The sequence below is a fragment of the Nonomuraea sp. NPDC003707 genome, from assembly GCF_053587055.1.
Genome location: NZ_JBSFNK010000005.1, coordinates 244437 through 265890, shown reverse-complemented (window position 1 = coordinate 265890; position 21454 = coordinate 244437). Strand labels below are relative to the sequence as shown.

The following is a 21454-nucleotide window of genomic DNA, read 5'->3' as shown; positions in this document are numbered from 1 at the left end:
GTACAGGCGCTCCGCGTCCGGCCGTCTCGCGAAAGGCGCTCCGCGTCCGGCCGTCTCGCGAAAGGCGCTCCGCGTCCGGCCGTCTCGCGTAAGGCGCTCCGCGTCCGGCCGTCTCGCGAAAGGCGCTCCGCGTCCGGCCGTCTCGCGAAAGGCGCTCCGCGTCCGGCCGTCTCGCGTAAGGCGCTCGGCATTCGGCCATGTCGCGAATGTCCCGTCTGCCCCTATGTCACCATGCGCCACCATTTGCACACTCTTGGCAGATCAACTACGGTCCCTGACTACTGTCAGCCGCGCATGTGTGGAGTGATCAAGTGAAGAACCGTAGAACGGGGACCGGCGTCGCCCTCACCGCAGCCGTGACCGTGGCCGTCCTGGGCTTCACCACCGCGTCACCGGCCTACGCGTCCCCCAGCACCCCGACTCCCACCCCTTCCCCGTCCCCCTCGTCCTCCGTCGCCGCAACGCCCAAAGGGCTCTTCACGCCCCTGAAGTACCAGCTCAACCTCAAGGGCCAGCGCCAGGAGACCAACTACTTCTGCGTCCCCGCCTCGTCGTCGATGAGCCTGTCGACCTTCGGCGTCAACGTCAGCCAGTCGACCCTCGCCAAGAAGATGAAGACCACGGCCGCCGCAGGCACCAAGGGTGTGAACGCCATGCCGGTGGTCAACGCCTACCTCAAGTCGCGCGGCTACAAGGTCACGAGCCCCACCGACGCGGACGGCAACGCGGTCGTGCTCATGAACCGGGTCTCCGGCAACATCGGAGACCTGCGCCGGGCGCCGGTGCTCGCGGTGTGGATGGAGCAGCTGCCCTGGAACAAGGGCAAGATCAAGGGCACAAGGGTCGGCCACGCCATCATCGCCTACGGTTACGACAAGACGGCGGGCACTATCACCGTGTACGACCCGTGGAAGCCGACCGGCGGCACCCACACCATCAAGACCTCCGTCCTGGCCGGCATCCTTCAGCCGGGCGGCAACATGTACTACATCTCCAAGCTCTGAGGCGACGCGGGCGGGCCGTGCGCCCAAGGCCGGGAGCGGAGGGGGTGCGTACGGGATGAGCGTGCGCCCAAGGCCGGGAGCGGAAGGGGTGCGTACGGGATGAGCGGGGAGCCCGCGACCGGGATGCTGCATCACGTCGAGATCTGGGTGCCCGACCTGCCGCGAGCCGTCGCGAGCTGGCAGTGGCTGCTGGAGACGCTCGGCTACACCCTGTACCAGGACTGGGAGCACGGCCGCAGCTGGCGGCTGGGGGCCACGTACCTGGTGCTGGAGCAGTCGCCCGCCCTCAGCGCCGACCGGCACGACCGCTGCCGCCCCGGGCTGAACCATCTGGCCTTCCATGTGGGAAGCCGCGCCGAGGTGGACACGCTGGCCGAGCGGGCGCCCGCGAACGGCTGGACGCTGATGTTTCCCGATCGCCACCCGTACGCGGGCGGGGAACGGCACTACGCGGCCTATCTGGAGGATGGGGACGGCTTCGAGATCGAGCTGGTCGCGCTCGGCGCCTCAGGGTAACCAGGGGTTCCGGTAAGAAGCGAGCGACACTGCCCAGGTCACCATCACGACCCTGTCGGGGTCGAAGGCGGCGGTCGCCCGCGTTCTGGCAGGCCGAAGCCACTCAGCGCAGTACGGCCGTCAGCAGGTCGGCGCCCAGCGCCATCAGATCGGGGAGATTGAGGGTGTGACGGACGTAACGACCGTGCCGCCGGGCCGTGAGCAGGCCCGCGCGGCGCAGGACAGCGAGGTGGCGGGAAACCTCCGGGGGTGAGAGTTCCCAGGCGTGGGCCAGTTCACCGGTGGTGTGCGGGCCGCGGGCCAGGGTGCGCAGCAGCCGCAGTCGTACCGGATGTGCGAGTGCCTCCAACCGTAGTGTGACCGTTTCCAGCGATACCGGCTCTGATGGACTTGCCTCGGCCACGGGGTACTGCACCACTGGCTGCCACCCGGGCGCGTGGACCACCACCAGGTGCGGGTGGCCGAAGACGCTGGGGAGGAAGGTGACCCCGGTGTCGTGGGCGGTGGTCGCCTTGTCCTGCAGCTTGTCCAGGATGATGCAGCTGCCGTCCTGTGCCAGGGTGACGGCGCTGGAGACCGATGCGAGTGCCGCCTCGATGCCCTGACGCTTCAGCAGGTCGTTCTTCACGCGCAGGTCGGTGGCGAGTTGCACGGCGACGCCTGTCCAGGCGGCGTCGAAGAAGGCCTCGGCACACTGCTCGAGGGTGTGGCGCACCCGCGCCCGCACGGCGGCCGGGTCCGTGAGCAGCCGTTCCGCGAAGGCCTCTTGGAGCGCGCCGCGGGCCTGGGCCAGGTCCAGGGCCCGCTCGCGCGCCGTCGCGTCTGTGAGTGGCGACGGCGTGGCGAAGTGGACCCGGTTGCTGCCGCACGTGGTGATGAGCGCGGCGGTCACATAGGTTTCATCGTCGATCCGGTCTACATCGTCCAACTCCTCGGCGAGGGTCGGCCGAGGATGAGCGGGGACCAGAAAGTCGGCTCGTGAGGAACGCCAGAGGAACTCCGCCTCCCGCAGCCGCTCGGCCAGCTCCGGCCGCAGCCCAGCCCAGACGTCCCCGGCCCAGCCGGCGAGCTGCGGGTGATGCGCGGGTTCGGCCAGCACGTGCAGCATCGCGGTCAGCTCGGCCAGCGGGGAGGCGGCGAACCGCAGTCGCCCGGACGGCATCCCGCTGATGTCGATCCTCAACGTCATCCCCTCATCATCGCTGGTCGGATGGCCGACGACCGCGTCGGTTGACGGTGTCCGTCAACCGACACAGTCGGCCCGGCGGCCGAACGCACTGTTGACGCCATGGCAACCACCACCAAGATCCGGCCCCGCGCCCTCGTCCGTGCCTCCGGAGGCCCCCGCTATGCCGTCGCCCTGGGCGTGGACGCGCTCGGCACCGGCCTGCTGCGGCCCTTCCTGCTGCTCTACGGGGTGACTGTGCTGAGGCTGTCCGCGCCGGCCACCGGCATCGCCATGACGGTCGGCGTCGTCGTGGGTCTGGTGTGCATGCCCGCGGTGGGCCGATGGTTGGACCGGGGCGCACGCAGCACGGTCGTGGCGGCGTCGATGCTGGTGCGGGTGCTGGGCGTGGCGCTGCTGCTGGCCACCCCGGCGGGGAACGTCTGGCTGTTCGCGACGGCGGCGCTCTTCCTCGGCATCGGCAACCAGGCATGGCCGGTCGCCCACGCGGCTCTCGTGGCCACGGTCGCCCACGGCCGGGAACGCGACGCCGCTCTCGCGGGAGGCCGCGCCCTGCGCAACGCCGGCCTGGGCGCGGGCGCGCTCCTCGCCACCGCGTGCCTGGCGGGCGGCACCACCGCATTGCAGGCGCTGGCAGCCGTCACCGGGCTCGCCTATCTCGCTGCGGCGGCCTTGGTGTGGTCGGTCCACCTGCACGCGCATCCGGCCGCTACCCCGGCCAAGGACGGGCCCGACGGGCCCGCACCCCGGATGCGCGCGCTGCTGGCCGCCAACGTGGTCTACGTCTTCTGCCTCAACGTCCCCGAAATCGCGCTCCCTCTGGTCCTGGTGACACAGTTGCACGCAACCCCGGTGTGGTCGGCAGCCATCTTCGTGGCCAACACGGTGCTCGTGGTCACCCTGCAGGTTCCGATCACGGTCCTGATGTCCCGCTTCGCCCGGCGGACCGTGCTGGCTGTCGCCGGCGTGATACTCGCCGCGTCCTACCTCGGCTTCCTCGCGGCCACCTCACTGGGACACGGCTGGGGTGCCCCGGCCGTCGCCATGGTGTCCGTGGTCTGCACCATCGGCGAGATCATCTATGCCGGCAGCGCCACCGCGCTCGTCACCGCCCTCGCCCCGGCCCATCTCCTGGGACGCGCCCTCGCCCGCTTCCAGCTCTCCACGGGCTTCGGCCTCGCCGTCTCCCCGGCGGTCATCACCGCTCTCGCCCCCCACGGCTCGGCAGCCCTCTGGGGCAGCCTCGCAGCCGCGACGCTCGTGTCCGCCTCCGCCGTCGCCACCGAGAAGGATCAAGGAACGCGGCTCAGCGATTGCCGCCGCCAAGCGTGAGCAGGCTCGTGAGCTCACGCGCGCCCCCGCAAGCTCAGGCCAGTGCACCTTGACGGTTGCCACGGCATCGCCCGGTTTTGGACGGCACTCACCTATGAGATCATCCTTGACTTTGACGAGATATCACGTGCAACAGCAGAAGAGGACAAAATATGGCAGATACCGGCTTAACGGACTCCGGCGACGTCTCGCGGGAGAGCACTCTGCGGTACGCCGCGTACTCGGGGGACCTGAAGGGCCTCAAAGAGCAGATAGCGGCCGGCGTCGATGTGAACGCCGCCGACGAGCGAGGTTGGACGGCGCTGCTGGCTGCGGCCCACGAGGCGTTCCGAGAGGGCGTCGAGGCGCTGCTCGCGGCGGGCGCGGATCCAGGGGGCGCTTCCACGGGCGGATTCACCGCGCTGCACCATGTGATCCAGCAGACCAAGGACCGGCCGGTGGCCATCGAGGTCACCGTGGTGCGCGACGGCGTCGAGACGGTTCTCACCGGTCGCGACGAGATCCGCGCGCAGATCGGATCCCACCCGGATGACTTGTACGATGACTGCGTCGCCATCGCGCGCATGCTGATCGACGCGGGGATCGACGTTGAGCGGGTGACCTCCGACAAGCAGACCCCGTTGTCGCACGCAGCCTCGCGGGGGACCGCTGAGATCACCGAGCTGCTCATCGCGACGAAGCGGGTAGATCTCGATTCGCGCGACAAGGACGGGGTCTCCCCGCTTCACTACGCCAGCCGCCATGGTCATATCGATCCGGTACGGCTGCTGCTCGAGGCCGGAGCGAACCCGAACATCACCGAGAACTACGGGTTCACCCCGCTGCACGAAGCAGCGGAGAACGGCCACGCCGAGGTGGCGCGTGTCCTGCTCACGGCGGGCGCGGACCCTGGGCGCGGCCTGACGAAGCCGTTCGAGAGCTACCCGGTGGGCACCACACCACTCGACATCGCGCAAAGCATGGGGCGCCAGACGATCGTCGATTTGCTCAACCGCCGGCACTGATCGCCGCGACGGTTTCCGCCGCTGCGCAGTCGTGTGCCGGCGGCGGAGGTCGCCAGTTCGTGCAAATCGGCCCAGGCTTTGGGCATTCTCCTGCCAACGCCATCGCCGCCGATCGGCCCCTCGGAACAAGGAGGGGCCGTCACCGGGGATTGGCATAGGGGCTGACCTCGGGCGACTCGCGAGAGCGCGCGAGTTGCTGGAGCGCAAGGGGTACGACACGCGCGCACCGTGCTCGCCTGCTACGGAGGGGTCGGGGTTCAGCGGCGAGCAATGCCCGGGTGGCTCTGATCGGCCTTGAACGGCTGTATCGCCCATGAATAGGCAGTTCGGAGTGACTTCACTGCCAGTTCACGCATATGTCAGACAGCGACATTCGGTCGGTATACGGTCAGGTTTCGGTCTGATCCCTAACTGAAGACGGGTACGCAAACATGCGCAAAGTCCTGACGCTCGCCGTGGTCGCCACCGCATCGCTCGGCCTGCTCGCCGCCCCGGCCACCGCCGACGACCGCCGCCCAGAGCTGCCGAACGAGGTCTACGGCGGCGCCTGGACCGAGGGGCACGTCCAGGGGATCGCCATTGACGAGCGCAAGGGGTACATGTACTTCTCCTTCACCAATGTCCTCGTCAAGACCGACCTCAAGGGCAACCCCGTGGGCTCGGTGAGGGGCTTCACGGGGCATCTCGGCGATCTGGACTTCAACGCCAAGGACGGCCGGGTGTACGGCTCCCTCGAGTACAAGGAGCAGGAGTCGTTCTACATCGCGATCTTCGACGTCGACCGCATCACCAGCATGGGCATGGACGCCCAGACCAGTGACGTCGTCAAGACGGTCTACCTCAAGGAGGTCGTCGCCGACTACTCCGCCGACATGAACGGCGACGGCAAGTTCGACGGCAACGTGGGCAACACCCCCGATCACCGGTACGGGTGCAGCGGCATCGACGGCGTGTCCTTCGGCCCCGAGTTCGGGAAGAAGCACGGCAAGCAGCTGCTGACCGTGGCGTACGGGATCTACTCCAACACCACCCGGGCCGACAACGACTACCAGGTCCTCCTCCAGTACGACATCGAGCGGTGGAAGAAGTACGAGAAGCCGCTCACCGAGAGCGACCCGCACAAGAGCGGCCCCGAGCAGGTCGACGGCAAGTACTTCGCGTACACCGGCAACACCACCTACGGCGTGCAGAACCTCGAGTACGACGACTTCACGGGCAACTGGATGATGGCCGTCTACAAGGGCAAGAAGCCGCAGTTCCCCAACTACTCCTTCTTCATGGTGGACGGCCGCGAGCGGCCCAGGGAGGGTGACATCGTCGGGCAGCCGCAGCCCGAGCGGGGCCGGCTGCTCACGCTGGCGCCGGGCGGGCTCCAGCACGAGGCCACCGGCGTCAGGGGCTGGGAGTTCGGCGGCGAGTACGGCTTGATCTCGCTCGGCGGGGGACGCTACTACGTGTCCAAGTCCGGGACCATCACGGAAGGCGGGGTCAGCAAGTACACCGGCCACGCCCAGCTCTTCCGCTGGACAGGCCAGACGCCGACGCCGTTCGAGAAGGTCGGCTGATCGGAGCTGCGCTGCCATCAGGTGGTCAGTTAAGGCTGTTATGGTCGGTCCGAAATCCCCACGAACGCGCAAAGGCACGGGAGGGTCATGCGGACCACGAGCAAGATCGCGGCATTACTGATCGGGATGACGGCCCCGGTGGCCGTGGTGGCGCCCCCGGCCGGCGCGCAGGCGCGTCCGGCCTGGGTGGCCTACCACGGCCTCACCGCCGAGCAGAGCGTGGCGCGGGTCAAGCAGCTCAGGGACCAGGGCTTCCGGCCGGTCACGGTGAACGTCTCCGACGGGGAGCGGTACGCGGCCGTGTGGGTCAAAGGCGGCTCGCCGGCCAATTGGGGCATCTGGCAGGGCATGTCGGCCGAGGAGTACCAGCAGCGGTTCGACCAGGGGATGAAGGAGGGGGCACAGCCGGTCTCCGTCTCCGCCACCGGGCCGGGTGACGCGCCGGTGTTCACGGCCGTCTTCGAGAAGCGGCGCGGGAAGTTCTTCGCCAGGTCGAACCTCACCCCCGCCCAGTTCGCCGCCGCCAACAAGCGGGCCACCGCCCAGGGGCTCGCGCTGACCTCGGTCGACGTGTACGGCACCCCGGACGACCTGCGGTACGTGGGCGTGTGGACGGTCAACACGGGCGGGGCCTGGTACTACACGTACGGGAAGTCCAGGCAGCAGCACGAGGCCGCGTTCTACGCCAAGAAGAAGCAGGGGTTCCGGCCGGTCAAGGTGGCCGTGGCGCCCGACGGGACGTACACGGCGGTGTGGCGCAAGGACGGCGTCAGGTCCTGGGCCCACTACGTCGACATGACCTCCTCCGGCTACCAGAAGCGGTTCGCCGACCTCAAGGCCAAGGGGCTGTCCCCGGTCCAGGTGAACGCCGAGAACGGGCTGTACGCCGCCATCTGGCAGTGAACGCAGTGAGCGAGGTCACCGGGCCCGGAGGATGCGGACGTCTCCGGAGCCGCTCACGGCCTTGATGGTGTTGGGGCTCTTGGCGTCGTCCTTGAGCTCCGAGCGCTCGGTGCCGTCCGTGCTGCGGGCCGTGATCGCGTAGGCCGCCCTGGGCACGGTCGCGGTCACCCGGCCGTCGCTGGAGCGCAGGTCGAGGGCGGTGGGCGGGCTGGCGAACGACACGTCGATCGCGCCGTCCGACGTCCGGCACCGGACGCTCGGCGACTTCAGCCCTTCGCCCGTGATCGGGCCCTCGCTGCGCAGCCGCAGTTTGCCCGCGGCGCCCGAGACCTGGATGCGGTCCCGGCTGACCACGTCCACGTCCTGGGCGAGGCCGTTCAGGATGACGCCGTCGTCGGCCTCGATCGACAGCGGTACACCGGGCGGGACCTTGACGTGGTAGCGGGCGCCGCAGTCGCCGAAGACCATGTTGCAGTTCGCGCTCAGGCGAAGGGTGCCGTCCCGCAGGGACCAGGTGGCGTTGCCGTCGTCGGCGGCCTTGCCTCGCACCCACCGCTCCACCTCGACGCGGCCCCCGGTGCCCTGGAGGACGCGCACGCCGCCCAGGGAGGCATTGATCTTCAGCGCGGTGCCCGTGAACGGGAACGCCTGCGCGGTGTGGACCTCTTCGGCGTCCAGGTCCACCTTGCACCCGGTCAACGTCAGCGCCGCCGCCAGCGTCACCCCTGTCGCCACGACTCGCCTCATGGAGATGCTCATGCCGCCATGGTGGCCGAGCGCCGCCCGCCCGCCATCGACCGTCCGGCCGAACACGGGCGGGCCGCCATCGGCCTTTCGGCCAGAACGCGCGTCAGGCCAGGAGAACGCAGGGAACGCGCCTCAGAGGGCCGACAGCAGGGCCGTGACGTGCCGCAGCGGGTCCGGACCCAGCGGCCGCACGGCCACCGTGGCGGCCCCGGCCGCCCACAGCTCCTTGACGTGCTCGGCCGCGGCCTCAGGAGACCCCGACGCCATCGCCACCTCCTCGGGCGCGACCCCGAGGAACCCGGCCTGCCCCGCCACCAGGGCCCGGGAGCTCTCCGGGACCTCGGCCTCGGTGTTGAGGAAGGAGAAGACCACGAGCTCGTGATCCGCGGAGCCCCCGATCTGGTCCAGGATCCCGGGTAGCTGCGCGGGCCCGACGCCCTCGGGGATGATCGTCCCCTGGGCGACCCGGCCCGACAGGGCCAGCGAGCGCGGCCCCTTCACCCCGGCCAGCACGGGCGGGGGCGCGGCGGGCGGGTGCACCAGGGAGACCCCGTCCAGGTGGACGGACCTGCCGTGCAGGGTGACCGTCTCGCCGCGCAGCAGCGCGCTTACGGACGTGATCGTCTCCTCCAGGAGCGTCAGCGGCGACGACGGGGCGGCGCCCACCTGGCGCATCCAGTCGCCCACGCCGTGCCCGATCCCGGCGGCCAGCCGCCCGGGGTGCACCCTGGCCAGGTTGGCCAGCTCCATCGCCAGCAGCATCGGGTTGCGCAGGGGAGCGGGCGTGATGCCGATGCCGACCCGCAGCCGGGACGTGACGGCGAGCGCGGTGGCGGCCGACGAGACGCCCCCCGTCCAGCCCAGGTCCTCCACCACCCAGAGGTCGTCCACGGACGTCTCGTCGAGCGCCTTGGCGAACGGGATCAACTGCTCGGGAGGAAGGTCCCGGTCGAACATGACTCCGAGTCTCACTATGCCCTCCAGTAATAGCGGAACAATCGGCCGACCTCCGAGTATTCAGCACGCAGGAAGGCGTCGGCAGTCGGGACGTTCGCGACGTCCGTGACGGCGACGATGCGCTGCACGCCCGCCTCGGCCAGCGTGCGGGTGCCCCTGGCCAGCAGGTCGTCGACGTAGCCGTGGCCGCGGTGCTCGGGCACCACCCCGATGTACGCGATCGAGTGGTCGTCGGGGGCCACCAGGCCCACGGGGGAGTCGCCCAGGTAGCCGATCACGAACCAGTCGGGCTTGCCCTTGCGGTTGATCAGGTCGTGGTACATCCATCGGGCCTCGTGCTCGGCCCCCGACGTGGCCACCTCGATCCGGGTGTCGTAGTCGAGCGAGCCCTCCGAGATGCGTACGAGGACGTCGATCACCTCGTCGCCGGCCATGCGGCGCGCGGGGCGGTACGTCAGGCGGCCCGGGTCGACCGGGACGTCGTTGCCCGCCACCCATTCGAGCACCAGCCGCTCGACCTCCATGACGAACCCCGCGAGGGTCAGGGCCTCGTGCTCCACGGCGCGGTCGACCACGGGGTCGAGCCCCGGCTTGAGCGAGATGTCGTGGATCATCTTGGCCGGCCCCATCGTGCGCAGGCTGCCGCTCAGCAGCTCCGCGGCGGCGACCGGGTCGGGACCCGGGTCGAACTGCCAGATGGTCACCGGCTCCGAGCCCGGGAAGGGCGCCCAGAGCGCCAGGCGGGCCTGCCCCTTCACGAAGCACCACTCAGGCCGGGTCCTGCCCTCGTCGAAGGCGGCCGCGAGCTGGGAGCGCCCCGGCTCGGGGAACTGGTCGAACAACGCGAAGGCCTCCACACCTGAGGGGCTCTCCATCGGCCCCGTGATGACATGACCATGTTCTCGCACGGAACCGATCACTCAGGACGTGCCGCTCGAGGTCAGGCGGCGCTGCCGAAGGCCGAACACGCCTCGTCGAGGGATTCGCGCGTCTCGAAGTGCCGGTCGAGGTTGGTGATCGTCAGCAGGTGGCGGATCATGCCGGGGGCCAGCACCAGGATCAGGCGGCCCTTCACGCGCCGGACGTGGTTGAGCGTGGCCACCAGCACCCCGAGGCCCACCGAGTCGCAGAACGGGACCTCGGTCAGGTCGACGACGAGGTTGAGCGGGTCGGCGGCGGCGATGGCCTGTTCGAGCTCGTCCCGCAGCCGAGGGGCGCCTGCCACGTCGAGGTCGCCCACGACGTGCAGCACCGTACAGGGGTCCTCCCGCCACGACCTGACCACCATGAGGGCTTCACCTGCCGAACCGCCGACTGTTATTACTGTTTCTTACATATGTTCTGCATTGCCGTTTTGGTGGTCGGTGTAACACTCGGTTTCGCTGACGGCATGGAAGCCGACTTGGATTTCGCGATCTTCGGCTGATCGCTGCCGATGATCACCTCGATGCCCTTGATGTCGGCCTTGTCGAGCTCGGCGCCCGGGATGGCGGCGGCCACGACCTTCGCCTCGTCCTCCTGACCCGCGCCGTAGTGGACGACCGTCTTCTTGTAGTCCTTCTTGGTCGTGTTGCCGGGCTGGCCGGGGACCTTGAAGCCGTACGCGGCCAGCCCCTCCTTGGTGCGGGCGCCGAGACCGGTGATGAGCGTGCCGTTCTTGACCTTGACCGTGATGCTGCCGGGCGGGATGGCCGACGGCTTGACCGAAGGAGTGGGCGAGGGGGAGGCGGCGGGCTTGGTCAGGTCCTGGTCGGCGTTGATCCGCGCGAACATGTCGCGGGCGGCCGGCTTGTCCCACAGGACCGCGGACTCGCCCGTGGGCGCCTTGAAGTCGACGTTGGACAGCGGCACCTCGGCGAAGCGCACGTCGTCGAGCGAGACGTCCCGCATCTGGGTGGCCAGGCCGAGGAGACCGTCGTCGGGGTCGACCTTGACCGTGCTCAGCGTGGAGTTGACGAACGAGGCCAGCTTGGCCGGGTTGGCCAGGGTGTCGGCGCTGAGCGCCCGGTTGAGCAGGGCCGAGATGACCTGCTGCTGCCGGTCGATGCGGTCGAGGTCGGAGCGCGCGGTGGCGCGGGTGCGGGCGTAGCCGAGCGCCTGCACGCCCTGGAGCTGGTGGGTGCCGGCGGGCAGGTTGAGCCCGGTCTTGGGGTCGTTGATCGGCACGGGCGTGCAGACGGTGACGCCGCCGAGGGAGTCGACGACGTCGATGAAGCCGAGGATGTTGACCTCGATGTAGCGGTTGATCTGCAGCCCGGTGGCGGCCTCGACGGCCTCCTTGGTGAGCTTGGGCCCGCCGAACTGGTACGCCGAATTGATCTTGTGTTCGCCCTTGCCGGGGATCGTCGTCCAGGTGTCGCGCGGCAGGCTCACCACGGTGACCCGCTTGTGGTCCTCCGACAGGTGGATGACCATCATGGTGTCGGTGCGCTGGCCGGACTCGCGGCCCAGCTTGAGCCGGTTCTGCTGCTGGCGGGTGAGGTCGTCGCGCTTGTCGACGCCCACCATCAGGATGTTCTCGGCGCCGCGGGCGGCCGGCACGGTCACCCCGGCGTCGACGGTGCCGATCTGGCGCGGGGTCGCCCACACCACGCCGGTGGCCACCAGGACCCCGGTGGACAGGAACCCGGCGACGAACACGTTGCGACGGCGGGCCTTGGCGCTCCTGAGCGGCCTGCGGGGACGCGGGTTCGCGAGCTTGACGCCGCCGTAGGCGTCGCCGCCCACGAGCACACCGCCGTCCTCCTCGCCCGGGTCGCGCATCCCGTCCCCCTTTTTGTCACCCGGAGGATCAGGCTTTCGATTGCCCGACTCCCCTGGTCGTACAGTAGCGTGAGCCCCGCCATGAAGCAGTTCCCCGACTCGCCGCAGGCCCCCGCGGAGACGCGTGCCTGGCCCCCCATCTCCGTCGTCATGCCGGTCCTCAACGAGGAGCGGCACCTTCGCGAGGCCGTCGACCAGGTCCTCGCCCAGAGCTACCCAGGTGAGATCGAAGTCGTGCTCGCCGTGGGTCCGTCCCAGGACCGCACCCAGGAGGTCGCCGACGCCATATCGGCGGCCGATCCACGGGTGACGGTCGTGCCCAATCCGACGGGCCGCACCCCCAACGCGCTCAACGCCGCCATCGCCGCCTCGCGCAACGGCATCATCGCCCGGGTCGACGGGCACGCCATGCTGCCCCCCGACTACCTGCGCGTCGCCGTCGAGACGCTGGCCGAGACCGGCGCCGACAACGTGGGCGGCGTCATGGCGGCCGAGGGCATCACGCCGTTCGAGCAGGCCGTCGCCTGCGCCATGACGTCCAAGATCGGCGTGGGCGCCGCCGCCTTCCACGTGGGCGGCACCGCGGGCCCCGCCGACACCGTCTACCTGGGCGTCTTCCGCCGCTCGGCGCTCGACCGGGTGGGCGGCTACGACGAGCACTTCCAGCGGGCGCAGGACTGGGAGATGAACCACCGCATCCGCCAGAGCGGCGGCCTGGTCTGGTTCCAGCCGCGTATGCGGGTCTCCTACCGCCCTCGCCCCAACGTCAAGGCCCTGGCCAAGCAGTACTTCCACTACGGCAGGTGGCGGCGCGTGGTCGCGCGCACCCACGAGGGCACGATCAACCTGCGCTATCTGGCGCCGCCCGCCGCGGTGCTGGCCATGCTGCTGGGGCTGGTCGTCTCGCCGTTCTTCCCCTGGACGCTCATCGTCCCCGGCGGCTACGCCGTCGCCATCGCGGCGGGCTCCGCGCTGACGGGCAGCGGGCTGTCCCCGGGGGCGCGGCTGCGGCTGCCGATCGTGTACGCCGCCATGCACTGCTCCTGGGGCTGGGGCTTCCTCACCAGCCCGAAGAAGCTGGCCAGGCCGCCCGGGTCATGACCCGGCGAAGACCCGCTCGACGGCGGCGTCGAAGCGGGTCAGCGCGTCCGGATATTCCGCCCCGAACAGGTAGCTCCTGAGCTTGATCCTGGCCCGGGCCAGCGAGTCCTCCCCGTCGAGGAACTCCGCGAGCCCGGCCAGGTCCTTCCCGATCAGCACGCCCGCCTCGGTGCTCGGGTAGCGCTCGTGGAAGGCGCGCTCGTCCAGGCCGGCGACGTTCGTCACCGCGTACGGCTTCTCGCTGGCCAGGAAGTCGGCCACGACGCTGGAGATGTCGCTGATCAGCAGGTCGCACCGGTTGAAGCAGTCGTACAGGTGCGGCTCGGGGCCGGTGACGATCAGGTGCTCGATCCGCGGTGTCTCCCCGGTCGCCCGCGACGGGTGCCTGGCCTTCGACTTGGCCAGCTCGGCCGCCTCGATCATGGCCACGATCTTCCGGTGCGCGCGGCCGGCGCTGCGGTCGCGATGGCCGGTCAGCGGGTGCGGCTTGTAGATCACGCGTACCCGCGGCCGGTGGTCCAGCAGCGCCCGCACGATGCGCGGGCCCATGGTGATCAGCGACGTGTGGAACAGGTCGTCGTTCCAGCCCTCCCAGGTGGGGGCGTACAGGACGGTGCGGTACGGCAGCTCCGGCCCCTCCGTCGAGATGCCTTCGAGCTGCGGCCGGCCGACCTCGTGGATGCTCTCGTCCCTGACGCCCACCCTGGCCCGGCGGTAGCGGTCGCGGCCCGCGGGACCGGCCACCCACACCTCGTCGTACACCCGGGAGAACGGGTTGAACGACGCCTCCTTGTCGCTGTCGCCGTGGTTGAGGAACGCGCTGCGCAGGGTCGGGATGCGCAGCATGTGGACGTTCCTGCCGACGTTGGAGACGTACAGGCAGAGCTTGGCGCTGGACAGGGCGCGGAAGCTCATCAGGTCGGCCGCCGACGGGATGCACAGCATCGGCAGCGTGGTCGCGTCGAGGTGGTTGGCCATGCCGCGCTCGCGCAGCACGACGATGGCGCGCCGGTCGATGCGCTCCAGCGTGGGCAGCCACATCCTGGCCTGGTAGGCGGCAGCGGTGGCGCCGGAGAAGTAGAGGATGACCTCGGGCCGGTACTTCTCGACCTGCTCGCCCACGACCTCCAGCACCCTGGCCTTGTCGGTGAGCGGCGTGGCGCGGCGCACGTACGGGATGAGCGCGAGCGCCCCAGCGATGCCCAGCAGGACCGCCAGACCGGCGCCGATCGCGGCGGGCACGGCGCCGACGGCCGCGCCGACCACCGGCAGCGCGTCGAGGTAGAGGAAACGCATGCTGCGGCTGTCACGCAGGGACGGCGGCGGCATCTTCGGGATGCGCAGCGCCGAGACGTCGAGGTTGCGGGTGGTCACCGGCATCCGGCTGAGCGTCCCCTTGAGCCGCAGCGCCAGCGCCGTGTGCCCGGCCCGCACCACGTGGATCGCGAAGATGCCCGACGCCAGCGCCACGAACCACGGCGAGTCGACCCCCGCCATCCGCGCCACCAGCAGCAGCGCCATGGTCTCCCTGGCGGCGAAGCGCAGCGTGACCCCGAGGTGCACCCTGCCGAGCAGCTCGGGCAGCGGCCTGGCGGCGCGCGAGGCCGCGTACTCCACCGCATAGGAGAGCACGGCGACCGCCCCGAACACCACCGGAGCGGGCCAGAGGGCCGACCACAACAGCGTGGGGTAGCAGCCGAGCAGAGCCGCGATCACGATGAGTCTCCTCATGTGATCGCACAGTAACAACTCTCAGGTCAAACGTCTGTGACCTATCTGGGCAAGTCGGAGATCGGCGGGGTTGCGGCGAGCTGGAAGAGCAGCTCGGCGATCCGCAGGTCGAGGGGGTGGGTGACCTTGATGTTGTGCTCGCTGCCCGGCACGAGGTGGATCGGCACGTCGGGCAGGTAACGCAGCACCACGCCGCAGTCGTCGGTGGCCGGGCGGCCGGCGAACCCGGGGTCGGCCAGCGCCCGCTCGTACGCCTCGCGGATCACCGAGAGCCGGAAGCACTGCGGCGTCTGGCTGCGCCGCAGCACCGACCTGTCCAGCACGTCGCCGATCACCTCGCCACCGGGGCCCGGCACGGCCACGAGGACCGTGTCGGAGCTCGGGATCGCCACGTTGACGGCCGAACGGGTCTCCAGCGCCTTGACGCACTCGGTGATGATCCGGGGCTCCACGAGCGGGCGTACGGCGTCGTGCAGCAGCACGTTGCACTCCTCGGCCCCCAGCGCCCCCAGGGCCAGCCACGTGCTCTCGGTACGGCTCGCGCCGCCCTCCACGACCTTGCTGACCTTGTCGTAGCCGCCCTTGTCCACGATCTCGCGGATCCGGTCGGTGTAGCCGGGCGTCATCAGCACCACGATCTCGTCGATCTCCGGCGCGTTCTGGAACACCGCCAGCGAGTGCTCGATGATCGGCTTTCCCGCGACCTCGATGAGCTGTTTGGGGGTGTCCATCCCGATCCGCTGCCCCACGCCGCCCGCGAGAAGCACCCCGACCGACCGCAACCGTGAATCCATATCGGCAGCGTAACGGTCCTGTTCCGTGATTCCGCCTTGACCTGTCGCTACGCTGTGCCTACGCACCCCCAAGCCACGCGGCTCCCGCGCGACCGGGAGGAGACCTGCGCTTTGCCCGACTCATTGACCCGCGAGACCACGGCCACATCGGTCGTCGTGCTCGCCACGACCCCGGCATGCAAGCTCTCCAGCTTCGACGTCACCCTGCTCGACCGCGTCACCGACCAGCTCGCCACGCTGCCCGTCCGGGAGATCCAGGTGGTGACGCCGGGTGGCGGCCTCGGAGCCGACCTCAGAGGCGTCGCCAAGATCGCCCGGATCTCCACGGGGGCGGTGGCCGTGCTCCCCGCGGACCTGGTGGCCCACACCGAGGCGCTGGCGCTGCTGCTCGACCACCCCGCGCGCGGCAGCGGGGCCCTGGTCTCCCATGACGCCGCCGCGGCGCCCATGCGGCCGCCCGTCCGCGTCGAAGGAGGCAAGATCGTCGCCGCGGGCAGTTCCTTCCACGTGGTCCCCGAGGCCAACGCCACGTTCAGAGGCGTGCTGAAGGCGGGCGAGGCCGACCTGGGCGCGCTGGCGGACATCGCGGAGGAGCTGGCCGAGCTGGCCGACACCGGCAAGCTGGGCCCGGTCACCCCCGTCGAGGCCGTCGACCTGCTCCTGGTCGGGCTGGTCAGATCGGGCGTGTCGGTGCGGGCGGCCGGGATCGGGCCGCTGCACGCCGACCGGGTGACCGGCCAGCACGCCGCCGACACCGCCGTCGCCAGGCTGGCCGAGGTGGACGAGGCCAAGGTCAGGCTCGACCTGTCCATCAAGGCGGACGACGGCTTCTTCGCCACCTTCTTCGTCTCCACCTGGACGCGCCACCTGCTCAAACCGGCGGTCCGGCTCAACCTGGCCCCCAACACCGTCACCGGCGCCTCGATCGGGATGGCCGCGCTGGCGGCCCTCTGGTTCTCGGAGGGCAGCCAGGCCGGCCGGCTGGCGGGGGCGCTGCTGTTCTACCTGTCGTTCGTGCTCGACTGCCTCGACGGGCAGCTGGCCCGCTACACGCGCACGTTCTCGCCGCTGGGGGCGTGGGCCGACGGCATGGCCGACCGGCTGAAGGAGTACGCCGTCTACGTCGGCCTGGCCCTGGGCTTCGCCGGCACCGGCATCTGGCGGCTCGCCGTGGCCGCCATGATCCTCCAGGTCGTGCGGCACGCCATCGACCAGACGTACGCCGGGGCCCGCACCGACGCCGCCCGCGTCGGCGCGCAGTGGGGGCGCCCCGCGCGCTCCCTCCTGGAGTCGGCCGACGGGAGCCGGGCACGGGGCGTGCTCGGGATCGCCCAGCGCCTGGAGCGCGACGCGATCGCCCGCTGGTTCAAGAAGAGCGTCGTGCTGCCCATCGGCGAGCGCACCGCGCTGATCGCCGTCACCGCCGCGGGCTGGAACGCCAAGGTGACGTTCCTGTCCCTGCTCTGCTGGGGCGGCGTGGCGGCCCTCTATCAGCTCGCCGGACGGATCGCGAGGTCGGCACGGTGATTTCGGTCCACATGACTCCCGTCCCCCGTAGCACGGTCGTGGCCTACCGCGACGACGGCCCGCTCTCGCGCGCCATGGGCCTGCTGGTGGCCGGACAGCTCCCACCGCTGCCGCCGGTGATCGCGGGCACGTTCGTCACGGGCGTGCTGCTGCTGCTCGGCGTGGCGGGCACGGACGGGCTCGCGGTGTTCGCGCCCGCCGTGACGCTGCTGCTGGCCGGGCCGGGCAGCACGCACGCGCACGACGGCAGGTTCGACTGGCTCGTCCCGCCGATCCTGCGGCTCATCGAGTACACCTTCGTCGCGTCGTGCGGGTTCGCCCACGAGGTGCATCCCGTGGTGATCTTCCTGCTGCTCGGCGCGCTGGCGTTCCACCACTATGATCTTGTTTACCGGCTGCGGCAGCGCGTGTACGCACCGGCGTGGCTGTCCACGTTCGGCCTCGGCTGGGACGGCCGGATGATGGTGGTCTCGCTGGTCGCCCTCACGGGCTGGCTGAGCAGCGGCTATCTGCTGCTTGCGCTCTATCTGTGGGCGTTCTTCGGCTGGGAGAGCCTCACGTGCTGGCTCGCCGCGCCCCGTTCCGAGGTGGAAACACCCGATACGGGAACGCAAGACTAACGCCGGATTACCCGCTCAGGGCCCAAAGACGAATACTCTTTGGGCTCACGAAGACATGCTCGACTGAGGAGTGCACGTTGCTGGGAATGGTTCTGGCCGCTGGAGCCGGACGACGTCTGCGGCCGTACACCGACACGTTGCCGAAGGCGCTCGTGCCGGTCGACGGCGAAACCACGATCATGGACATCTCCCTGCGCAACCTCGCGGCGGTGGACCTGCGGGAGGTCGTGGTCGTCGTCGGTTACGCGGCGCAGGCCGTCCACGACCGCAAGGAGGCCCTGGAGCAGCGGCACGGCGTCAAGCTCACCCTCGTCCACAACGACAAGGCCGAGGAGTGGAACAACGCCTACTCCCTGTGGTGCGCCCGCGACTACTTCTCCCAGGGCGTGCTGCTGGTCAACGGCGACACCGTGCACCCGGTCTCGGTCGAGAAGACGCTGCTGTCCGCTCCTGAGACGAGCGGCATCCTGCTGGCCGTCGACAACGTCAAGAAGCTCGCCGACGAGGAGATGAAGGTCACGCTCTCGCCGGAGGGCTCGCTGCGCCGCATCACCAAGCTGATGGACCCGGCCGAGGCGTACGGCGAGTACATCGGCGCCACCCTCATCCGGCCCGGCGCGGCCGACCTGCTGGCCGACGCGCTCAAGACGACCTTCGAGCGTGACCCCCAGCTCTACTACGAGGACGGTTACCAGGAGATGGTCGAGCGCGGCGAGGTCATCCACGCCGCGCCCATCGGCGAGGTCGACTGGGTCGAGGTGGACAACCACGACGACCTGGCGAAGGCTCGCACCATAGCCGTCCGCTACTGAGGGGGCGCGCATGCCGCTTCTAGCGAGGATGCTGCCGGCGCCGCTGACCATGCAGGTCAGGCGGGGCGCGGTGGCCGAGCTCGGCGCCCTGCTGGCCGACAGCAGGGTGGCCACCTCCGGCCGGGTCGCGGTGGCCGTCGGCCGCGGGCAGGGCGACCACATCGAGAGCTTGATCACACCCCAGCTGGGCGAGGCCGAGGTGTTCCGGGTGGCCGACGGCTCGGTCGACGCGGCCGTCTCCCTCGGCGCCGACCTGCGCAAGGCCGCCTACGAGGTGGTGGTGGGCGTCGGCGGCGGCAAGACCATCGACGCCACCAAGTACGCCGCCTCGCTCGCCGGCATCCCGATGGTCGCGGTGGCCACCAACCTCTCCCACGACGGCATCTGCTCTCCCACGGCCTCCCTGGTCTACGAGGGCGGCAAGGGCTCATTCGGGGTGCCGATGCCGCTGGCCATCCTGGTCGACCTCGACTTCGTGCACAACGCGCCGGAGTCGCTGGTCAGGGCGGGCGTGGGCGACGTGGTGAGCAACCTGTCGGCCATCGAGGACTGGCAGCTCGGCAACGTCGAGCGCGGCGAGCCCATCGACGGGCTGGCCTGCTCGATGTCCCGCACGTCCGCCGAGGCGCTCATCGGCCGCGGCGACTCCATCGAGTCCGACGCGTTCCTGACCGTGCTGGCCGAGTCCCTCATCCTGTCCGGCATGTCCATGGTGATCGCGGGGTCGTCCCGGCCCGCGAGCGGTGGAGATCATGAGATCCTTCATGCCGTGGATCAGCTCTTCCCCGGCACCTCCAACCACGGCGAGCTCGCCGGGATCGGTGCCGCCTTCTGCTTCTTCCTGAGGGAGGACGAGGCCCGGGTCACGCAGGTGGTCGACTGCCTGCGCCGGCACAAGCTGCCCGTCGTGCCCGCCGACATCGGGCTGACCGGCCAGCAGTTCGCCGAGGCCGTCGCCCTGGCACCGTCCACCCGCCCCGGCCGCTACACGATCCTGGAGCACCTGCGCATGCAGGACTCCGAGATCCACGATCGGGTGGGGGACTATGTCCGGGCCTTCGGTAGCTGAGATCCGGCGGGTCGCCCAGCCCGCCGGCCACCTCGAGCGCAGGAACGGCGAGCACTGGGCCGGCGTGCTCTACATGCGCCAGCTGTCCATCTACGTCACCTGGCTGTTCGCCAAGACCTCCGTCACGCCCAACCAGCTCACCTGGGTGATGACGGTGGCCGGGGCCCTGGCCGGGGTCGTGCTCGCCCTGCCGGGCCTGTGGGCCGCCGTGGGCGCCGCCCTGCTGGTGCAGGTCTACCTGCTGCTCGACTGCTCCGACGGCGAGCTGGCCCGCTGGACGGGGAAGACCTCGCTGGTCGGGGTCTACCTCGACCGGGTCGGGGCCTACTTCTGCGAGGCCGCGGTGCTGGCCGGGCTGGGCTGGCGGGCGTCGGCGGTACTGCCCGACTGGTACACCGTGCTGGGCTTCGCCGCGGCGCTCGGCGCGATCCTCATCAAGGCCGAGACGGACCTGGTGGAGGTGGCGCGGGCCAAGGGCGGTCTGGAGGCCGCCACGGAGGCTTCCGCGGTGCAGTTCCGCTCCGGGCTCCTGGGCCTGGGCCGGCGGGTGCTCGCTGCGACGAAGTTCCACCGGATCGTGCAGCCGATCGAGCTGTCGCTGCTGGCGCTGGCGGCCGCCGTCGTCGATCTGATCCTCGGTGACCTGACGGCCTCGCGGGTCCTGATCGTGGCCTGCTTCGTAGCGGCATGCCTACAGGTTGTCCTGCATTTGGTAAGCATCATCGCCTCGAAGAGACTGGCGTGATCTGATGTCGGAACCGGAGGAGCTCCCCGTCCGTCGTATAGATCGGACGTCCGCCGTTCGGTGGGGGTTCATCCTCGGTTCCGATACGCTTAGCCCCAGCCTTTCCAAAACATGCAGACCAGCAGACTCGGTGATCATGAAAGAATGCTCCGCCCGTGTTCTCAACGCGTCAGGACAGTGATTCGTTGAAGATCTCGTGCGTCATCCTCACCATGGGTAACCGGGTCGCGGAGCTGAATCGGGCGGTCGAGTCCGCGCTCAACCAGGTCGACGGCGACGTCGAGGTGGTGATCGTGGGCAACGGCGCAGATGTGCCCGAATTGTCGGCGACGCCACCCGAAGGGTCGGCCGCGGTCGTGAAAGCGATCCGGCTCGACCAGAACACGGGCATTCCCGCAGGCCGTAACCGCGGCGTGGAGGAGTGCTCGGGAGACGTCGTGCTGTTCCTCGACGACGACGGCTGGTATGCCAACCAGAAGGTCGTCGCGCACGTACGCGACCGCTTCGCCACCGAGCCGGACCTCGCGGTGATCTCCTTCCGCGTCATGGACCCCGACGGCGGCATCGGCCAGCGGCGCCACGTGCCCCGGCTGCGCGCCGGCGACCCGCAGCGCTCGTCGCCGGTCACGACGTTCCTCGGCGGCGCCTCGGCCATCAGGCGCTCGGCCTTCCTCCAGGTGGGCGGGCTGCCCGAGCGGTTCTTCTACGCTCACGAGGAGACCGACCTGGCCTGGCGGCTGCTGGGCGAGGGCTACCGGATCGAGTACGACGCCGAGACGGTGATGTACCATCCGCAGGTCCCGCCGACCCGGCACGTCGAGTTCTACCGGCTCAACGCGCGCAACCGGGTCTGGCTGGCGCGGCGCAACCTGCCGTGGCCGCTGGCCTTCCTCTACCTCACCAACTGGGTCGTGCTCACCCTCGTGCGGGAGCGCGGGGCCGGGCCGGCGCTCAAGGCGTGGTTCAGCGGGTTCTTCGAGGGCCTGCGCACCCCGGCGGGCGAGCGGCGGCCCATGGCGTGGCGTACGGCGTGGCGCATGGTCAAGCTGGGCCGTCCGCCGATCGTCTGACCGCGGCG

Annotated in this window: 21 protein-coding genes; 13 read left to right on the top strand and 8 right to left on the bottom strand. The window is 70.1% G+C overall.

Going from position 1 to position 21454, the window contains the following annotated elements; translation table 11 throughout:
- Window positions 1-311 precede the first annotated feature (311 nt).
- Both ACWDRB_RS15160 and ACWDRB_RS15155 read left to right on the top strand, forming a co-directional pair.
- A complete protein-coding gene (locus ACWDRB_RS15160; protein ID WP_449894133.1) occupies window positions 312-1004 on the top strand; it encodes a C39 family peptidase in 693 nt (230 codons plus the stop codon).
- Window positions 1005-1103: 99 nt separating this feature from the next.
- Entirely contained in the window at window positions 1104-1520 is a 417-nt protein-coding gene (locus ACWDRB_RS15155; protein ID WP_449894131.1) for a VOC family protein, read from the top strand.
- A 103-nt stretch (window positions 1521-1623) separates the two neighbouring features.
- Here ACWDRB_RS15155 and ACWDRB_RS15150 read toward each other — a convergent pair whose 3' ends face one another.
- Window positions 1624-2709 carry a DUF5937 family protein gene (locus ACWDRB_RS15150; RefSeq protein ID WP_449894129.1) on the bottom strand — a complete coding sequence of 362 codons (1086 nt, stop codon included), beginning with the start codon at window positions 2707-2709 and terminating at the stop codon, window positions 1624-1626.
- Between the two features lie 99 nt (window positions 2710-2808).
- Here ACWDRB_RS15150 and ACWDRB_RS15145 point away from each other — a divergent pair, with 99 nt between their 5' ends.
- From ACWDRB_RS15145 to ACWDRB_RS15130, 4 genes are all read left to right on the top strand, one after another.
- The gene (locus ACWDRB_RS15145) at window positions 2809-4038 is read left to right on the top strand and encodes an MFS transporter (protein WP_449894127.1); all 1230 of its coding nucleotides are present in this window, start codon (window positions 2809-2811) and stop codon (window positions 4036-4038) included.
- A 152-nt stretch (window positions 4039-4190) separates the two neighbouring features.
- Complete coding sequence (locus tag ACWDRB_RS15140) at window positions 4191-5042, top strand: ankyrin repeat domain-containing protein (RefSeq protein ID WP_449894125.1); 852 nt, start codon at window positions 4191-4193, stop codon at window positions 5040-5042.
- A 431-nt stretch (window positions 5043-5473) separates the two neighbouring features.
- A complete protein-coding gene (locus tag ACWDRB_RS15135; protein ID WP_449894123.1) occupies window positions 5474-6607 on the top strand; it encodes a hypothetical protein in 1134 nt (377 codons plus the stop codon).
- Window positions 6608-6694: 87 nt separating this feature from the next.
- Complete coding sequence (locus ACWDRB_RS15130) at window positions 6695-7510, top strand: hypothetical protein (protein ID WP_449894121.1); 816 nt, start codon at window positions 6695-6697, stop codon at window positions 7508-7510.
- Window positions 7511-7525: 15 nt separating this feature from the next.
- Here the strand turns inward: ACWDRB_RS15130 and ACWDRB_RS15125 are convergent, their stop codons facing one another.
- The 5 genes from ACWDRB_RS15125 to ACWDRB_RS15105 all read right to left on the bottom strand — a co-directional run bounded on the left by ACWDRB_RS15125 (window position 7526) and on the right by ACWDRB_RS15105 (window position 11977).
- Window positions 7526-8269 (bottom strand): hypothetical protein, encoded by a 744-nt coding sequence (locus ACWDRB_RS15125; RefSeq protein WP_449894119.1) that lies wholly within the window; start codon window positions 8267-8269, stop codon window positions 7526-7528.
- Between the two features lie 120 nt (window positions 8270-8389).
- Window positions 8390-9229: an LLM class flavin-dependent oxidoreductase gene (locus ACWDRB_RS15120; protein WP_449894117.1), complete on the bottom strand. Its 840-nt coding sequence runs from the start codon at window positions 9227-9229 to the stop codon at window positions 8390-8392.
- The gene (locus tag ACWDRB_RS15115; protein WP_449894115.1) at window positions 9229-10089 is read right to left on the bottom strand and encodes a GNAT family N-acetyltransferase; all 861 of its coding nucleotides are present in this window, start codon (window positions 10087-10089) and stop codon (window positions 9229-9231) included. The genes ACWDRB_RS15120 and ACWDRB_RS15115 overlap by 1 nt, the downstream gene beginning before the upstream one ends.
- Window positions 10090-10154: 65 nt before the next feature.
- Window positions 10155-10502: an STAS domain-containing protein gene (locus ACWDRB_RS15110; protein ID WP_449894112.1), complete on the bottom strand. Its 348-nt coding sequence runs from the start codon at window positions 10500-10502 to the stop codon at window positions 10155-10157.
- Between the two features lie 32 nt (window positions 10503-10534).
- Entirely contained in the window at window positions 10535-11977 is a 1443-nt protein-coding gene (locus tag ACWDRB_RS15105; protein ID WP_449894110.1) for an LCP family protein, read from the bottom strand.
- A gap of 81 nt (window positions 11978-12058) precedes the next feature.
- Between ACWDRB_RS15105 and ACWDRB_RS15100 the strand changes: the two genes are divergently transcribed.
- Entirely contained in the window at window positions 12059-13078 is a 1020-nt protein-coding gene (locus ACWDRB_RS15100; RefSeq protein ID WP_397368309.1) for a glycosyltransferase family 2 protein, read from the top strand.
- Here the strand turns inward: ACWDRB_RS15100 and ACWDRB_RS15095 are convergent.
- Window positions 13073-14809: a CDP-glycerol glycerophosphotransferase family protein gene (locus tag ACWDRB_RS15095; RefSeq protein WP_449894108.1), complete on the bottom strand. Its 1737-nt coding sequence runs from the start codon at window positions 14807-14809 to the stop codon at window positions 13073-13075. The genes ACWDRB_RS15100 and ACWDRB_RS15095 overlap by 6 nt on opposite strands.
- A 41-nt stretch (window positions 14810-14850) precedes the next feature.
- Window positions 14851-15603: an IspD/TarI family cytidylyltransferase gene (locus ACWDRB_RS15090; protein ID WP_355190710.1), complete on the bottom strand. Its 753-nt coding sequence runs from the start codon at window positions 15601-15603 to the stop codon at window positions 14851-14853.
- A gap of 111 nt (window positions 15604-15714) precedes the next feature.
- Here ACWDRB_RS15090 and ACWDRB_RS15085 point away from each other — a divergent pair, with 111 nt between their 5' ends.
- From ACWDRB_RS15085 to ACWDRB_RS15060, 6 genes are all read left to right on the top strand, one after another.
- Window positions 15715-17130 (top strand): CDP-alcohol phosphatidyltransferase family protein, encoded by a 1416-nt coding sequence (locus tag ACWDRB_RS15085; protein ID WP_449894105.1) that lies wholly within the window; start codon window positions 15715-15717, stop codon window positions 17128-17130.
- An 11-nt stretch (window positions 17131-17141) separates the two neighbouring features.
- On the top strand, window positions 17142-17750 hold the full coding sequence (locus ACWDRB_RS15080) for a DUF5941 domain-containing protein (protein ID WP_449894102.1): 609 nt from the start codon (window positions 17142-17144) through the stop codon (window positions 17748-17750).
- A 77-nt stretch (window positions 17751-17827) separates the two neighbouring features.
- Complete coding sequence (locus ACWDRB_RS15075) at window positions 17828-18562, top strand: phosphocholine cytidylyltransferase family protein (protein ID WP_350728359.1); 735 nt, start codon at window positions 17828-17830, stop codon at window positions 18560-18562.
- 28 nt (window positions 18563-18590) lie between these two features.
- Complete coding sequence (locus tag ACWDRB_RS15070; protein WP_363963101.1) at window positions 18591-19631, top strand: iron-containing alcohol dehydrogenase family protein; 1041 nt, start codon at window positions 18591-18593, stop codon at window positions 19629-19631.
- Window positions 19609-20376, top strand: a complete 768-nt coding sequence (locus tag ACWDRB_RS15065; RefSeq protein ID WP_449894100.1) for a CDP-alcohol phosphatidyltransferase family protein — start codon at window positions 19609-19611, stop codon at window positions 20374-20376. The genes ACWDRB_RS15070 and ACWDRB_RS15065 overlap by 23 nt, the downstream gene beginning before the upstream one ends.
- A gap of 185 nt (window positions 20377-20561) precedes the next feature.
- Window positions 20562-21446 (top strand): glycosyltransferase family 2 protein, encoded by an 885-nt coding sequence (locus ACWDRB_RS15060; RefSeq protein WP_350728361.1) that lies wholly within the window; start codon window positions 20562-20564, stop codon window positions 21444-21446.
- Window positions 21447-21454 lie beyond the last annotated feature (8 nt).

Excerpts from the sequence above, each read along its gene's own strand:
- ACWDRB_RS15115 (WP_449894115.1), bottom strand. The coding sequence starts at position 10,089 with ATGGAGAGCCCCTCAGGTGTGGAGGCCTTCGCGTTGTTCGACCAGTTC.
- ACWDRB_RS15130 (WP_449894121.1), top strand. The coding sequence starts at position 6,695 with ATGCGGACCACGAGCAAGATCGCGGCATTACTGATCGGGATGACGGCC.
- ACWDRB_RS15150 (WP_449894129.1), bottom strand. The coding sequence starts at position 2,709 with ATGACGTTGAGGATCGACATCAGCGGGATGCCGTCCGGGCGACTGCGG.
- ACWDRB_RS15105 (WP_449894110.1), bottom strand. The coding sequence starts at position 11,977 with ATGCGCGACCCGGGCGAGGAGGACGGCGGTGTGCTCGTGGGCGGCGAC.
- ACWDRB_RS15080 (WP_449894102.1), top strand. The coding sequence starts at position 17,142 with ATGACTCCCGTCCCCCGTAGCACGGTCGTGGCCTACCGCGACGACGGC.
- ACWDRB_RS15145 (WP_449894127.1), top strand. The coding sequence starts at position 2,809 with ATGGCAACCACCACCAAGATCCGGCCCCGCGCCCTCGTCCGTGCCTCC.
- ACWDRB_RS15090 (WP_355190710.1), bottom strand. The coding sequence starts at position 15,603 with ATGGATTCACGGTTGCGGTCGGTCGGGGTGCTTCTCGCGGGCGGCGTG.
- ACWDRB_RS15135 (WP_449894123.1), top strand. The coding sequence starts at position 5,474 with ATGCGCAAAGTCCTGACGCTCGCCGTGGTCGCCACCGCATCGCTCGGC.
- ACWDRB_RS15140 (WP_449894125.1), top strand. The coding sequence starts at position 4,191 with ATGGCAGATACCGGCTTAACGGACTCCGGCGACGTCTCGCGGGAGAGC.
- ACWDRB_RS15070 (WP_363963101.1), top strand. The coding sequence starts at position 18,591 with ATGCTGCCGGCGCCGCTGACCATGCAGGTCAGGCGGGGCGCGGTGGCC.
- ACWDRB_RS15095 (WP_449894108.1), bottom strand. The coding sequence starts at position 14,809 with ATGAGGAGACTCATCGTGATCGCGGCTCTGCTCGGCTGCTACCCCACG.
- ACWDRB_RS15125 (WP_449894119.1), bottom strand. The coding sequence starts at position 8,269 with ATGAGCATCTCCATGAGGCGAGTCGTGGCGACAGGGGTGACGCTGGCG.
- ACWDRB_RS15110 (WP_449894112.1), bottom strand. The coding sequence starts at position 10,502 with ATGGTGGTCAGGTCGTGGCGGGAGGACCCCTGTACGGTGCTGCACGTC.
- ACWDRB_RS15155 (WP_449894131.1), top strand. The coding sequence starts at position 1,104 with ATGAGCGGGGAGCCCGCGACCGGGATGCTGCATCACGTCGAGATCTGG.
- ACWDRB_RS15100 (WP_397368309.1), top strand. The coding sequence starts at position 12,059 with ATGAAGCAGTTCCCCGACTCGCCGCAGGCCCCCGCGGAGACGCGTGCC.
- ACWDRB_RS15065 (WP_449894100.1), top strand. The coding sequence starts at position 19,609 with ATGTCCGGGCCTTCGGTAGCTGAGATCCGGCGGGTCGCCCAGCCCGCC.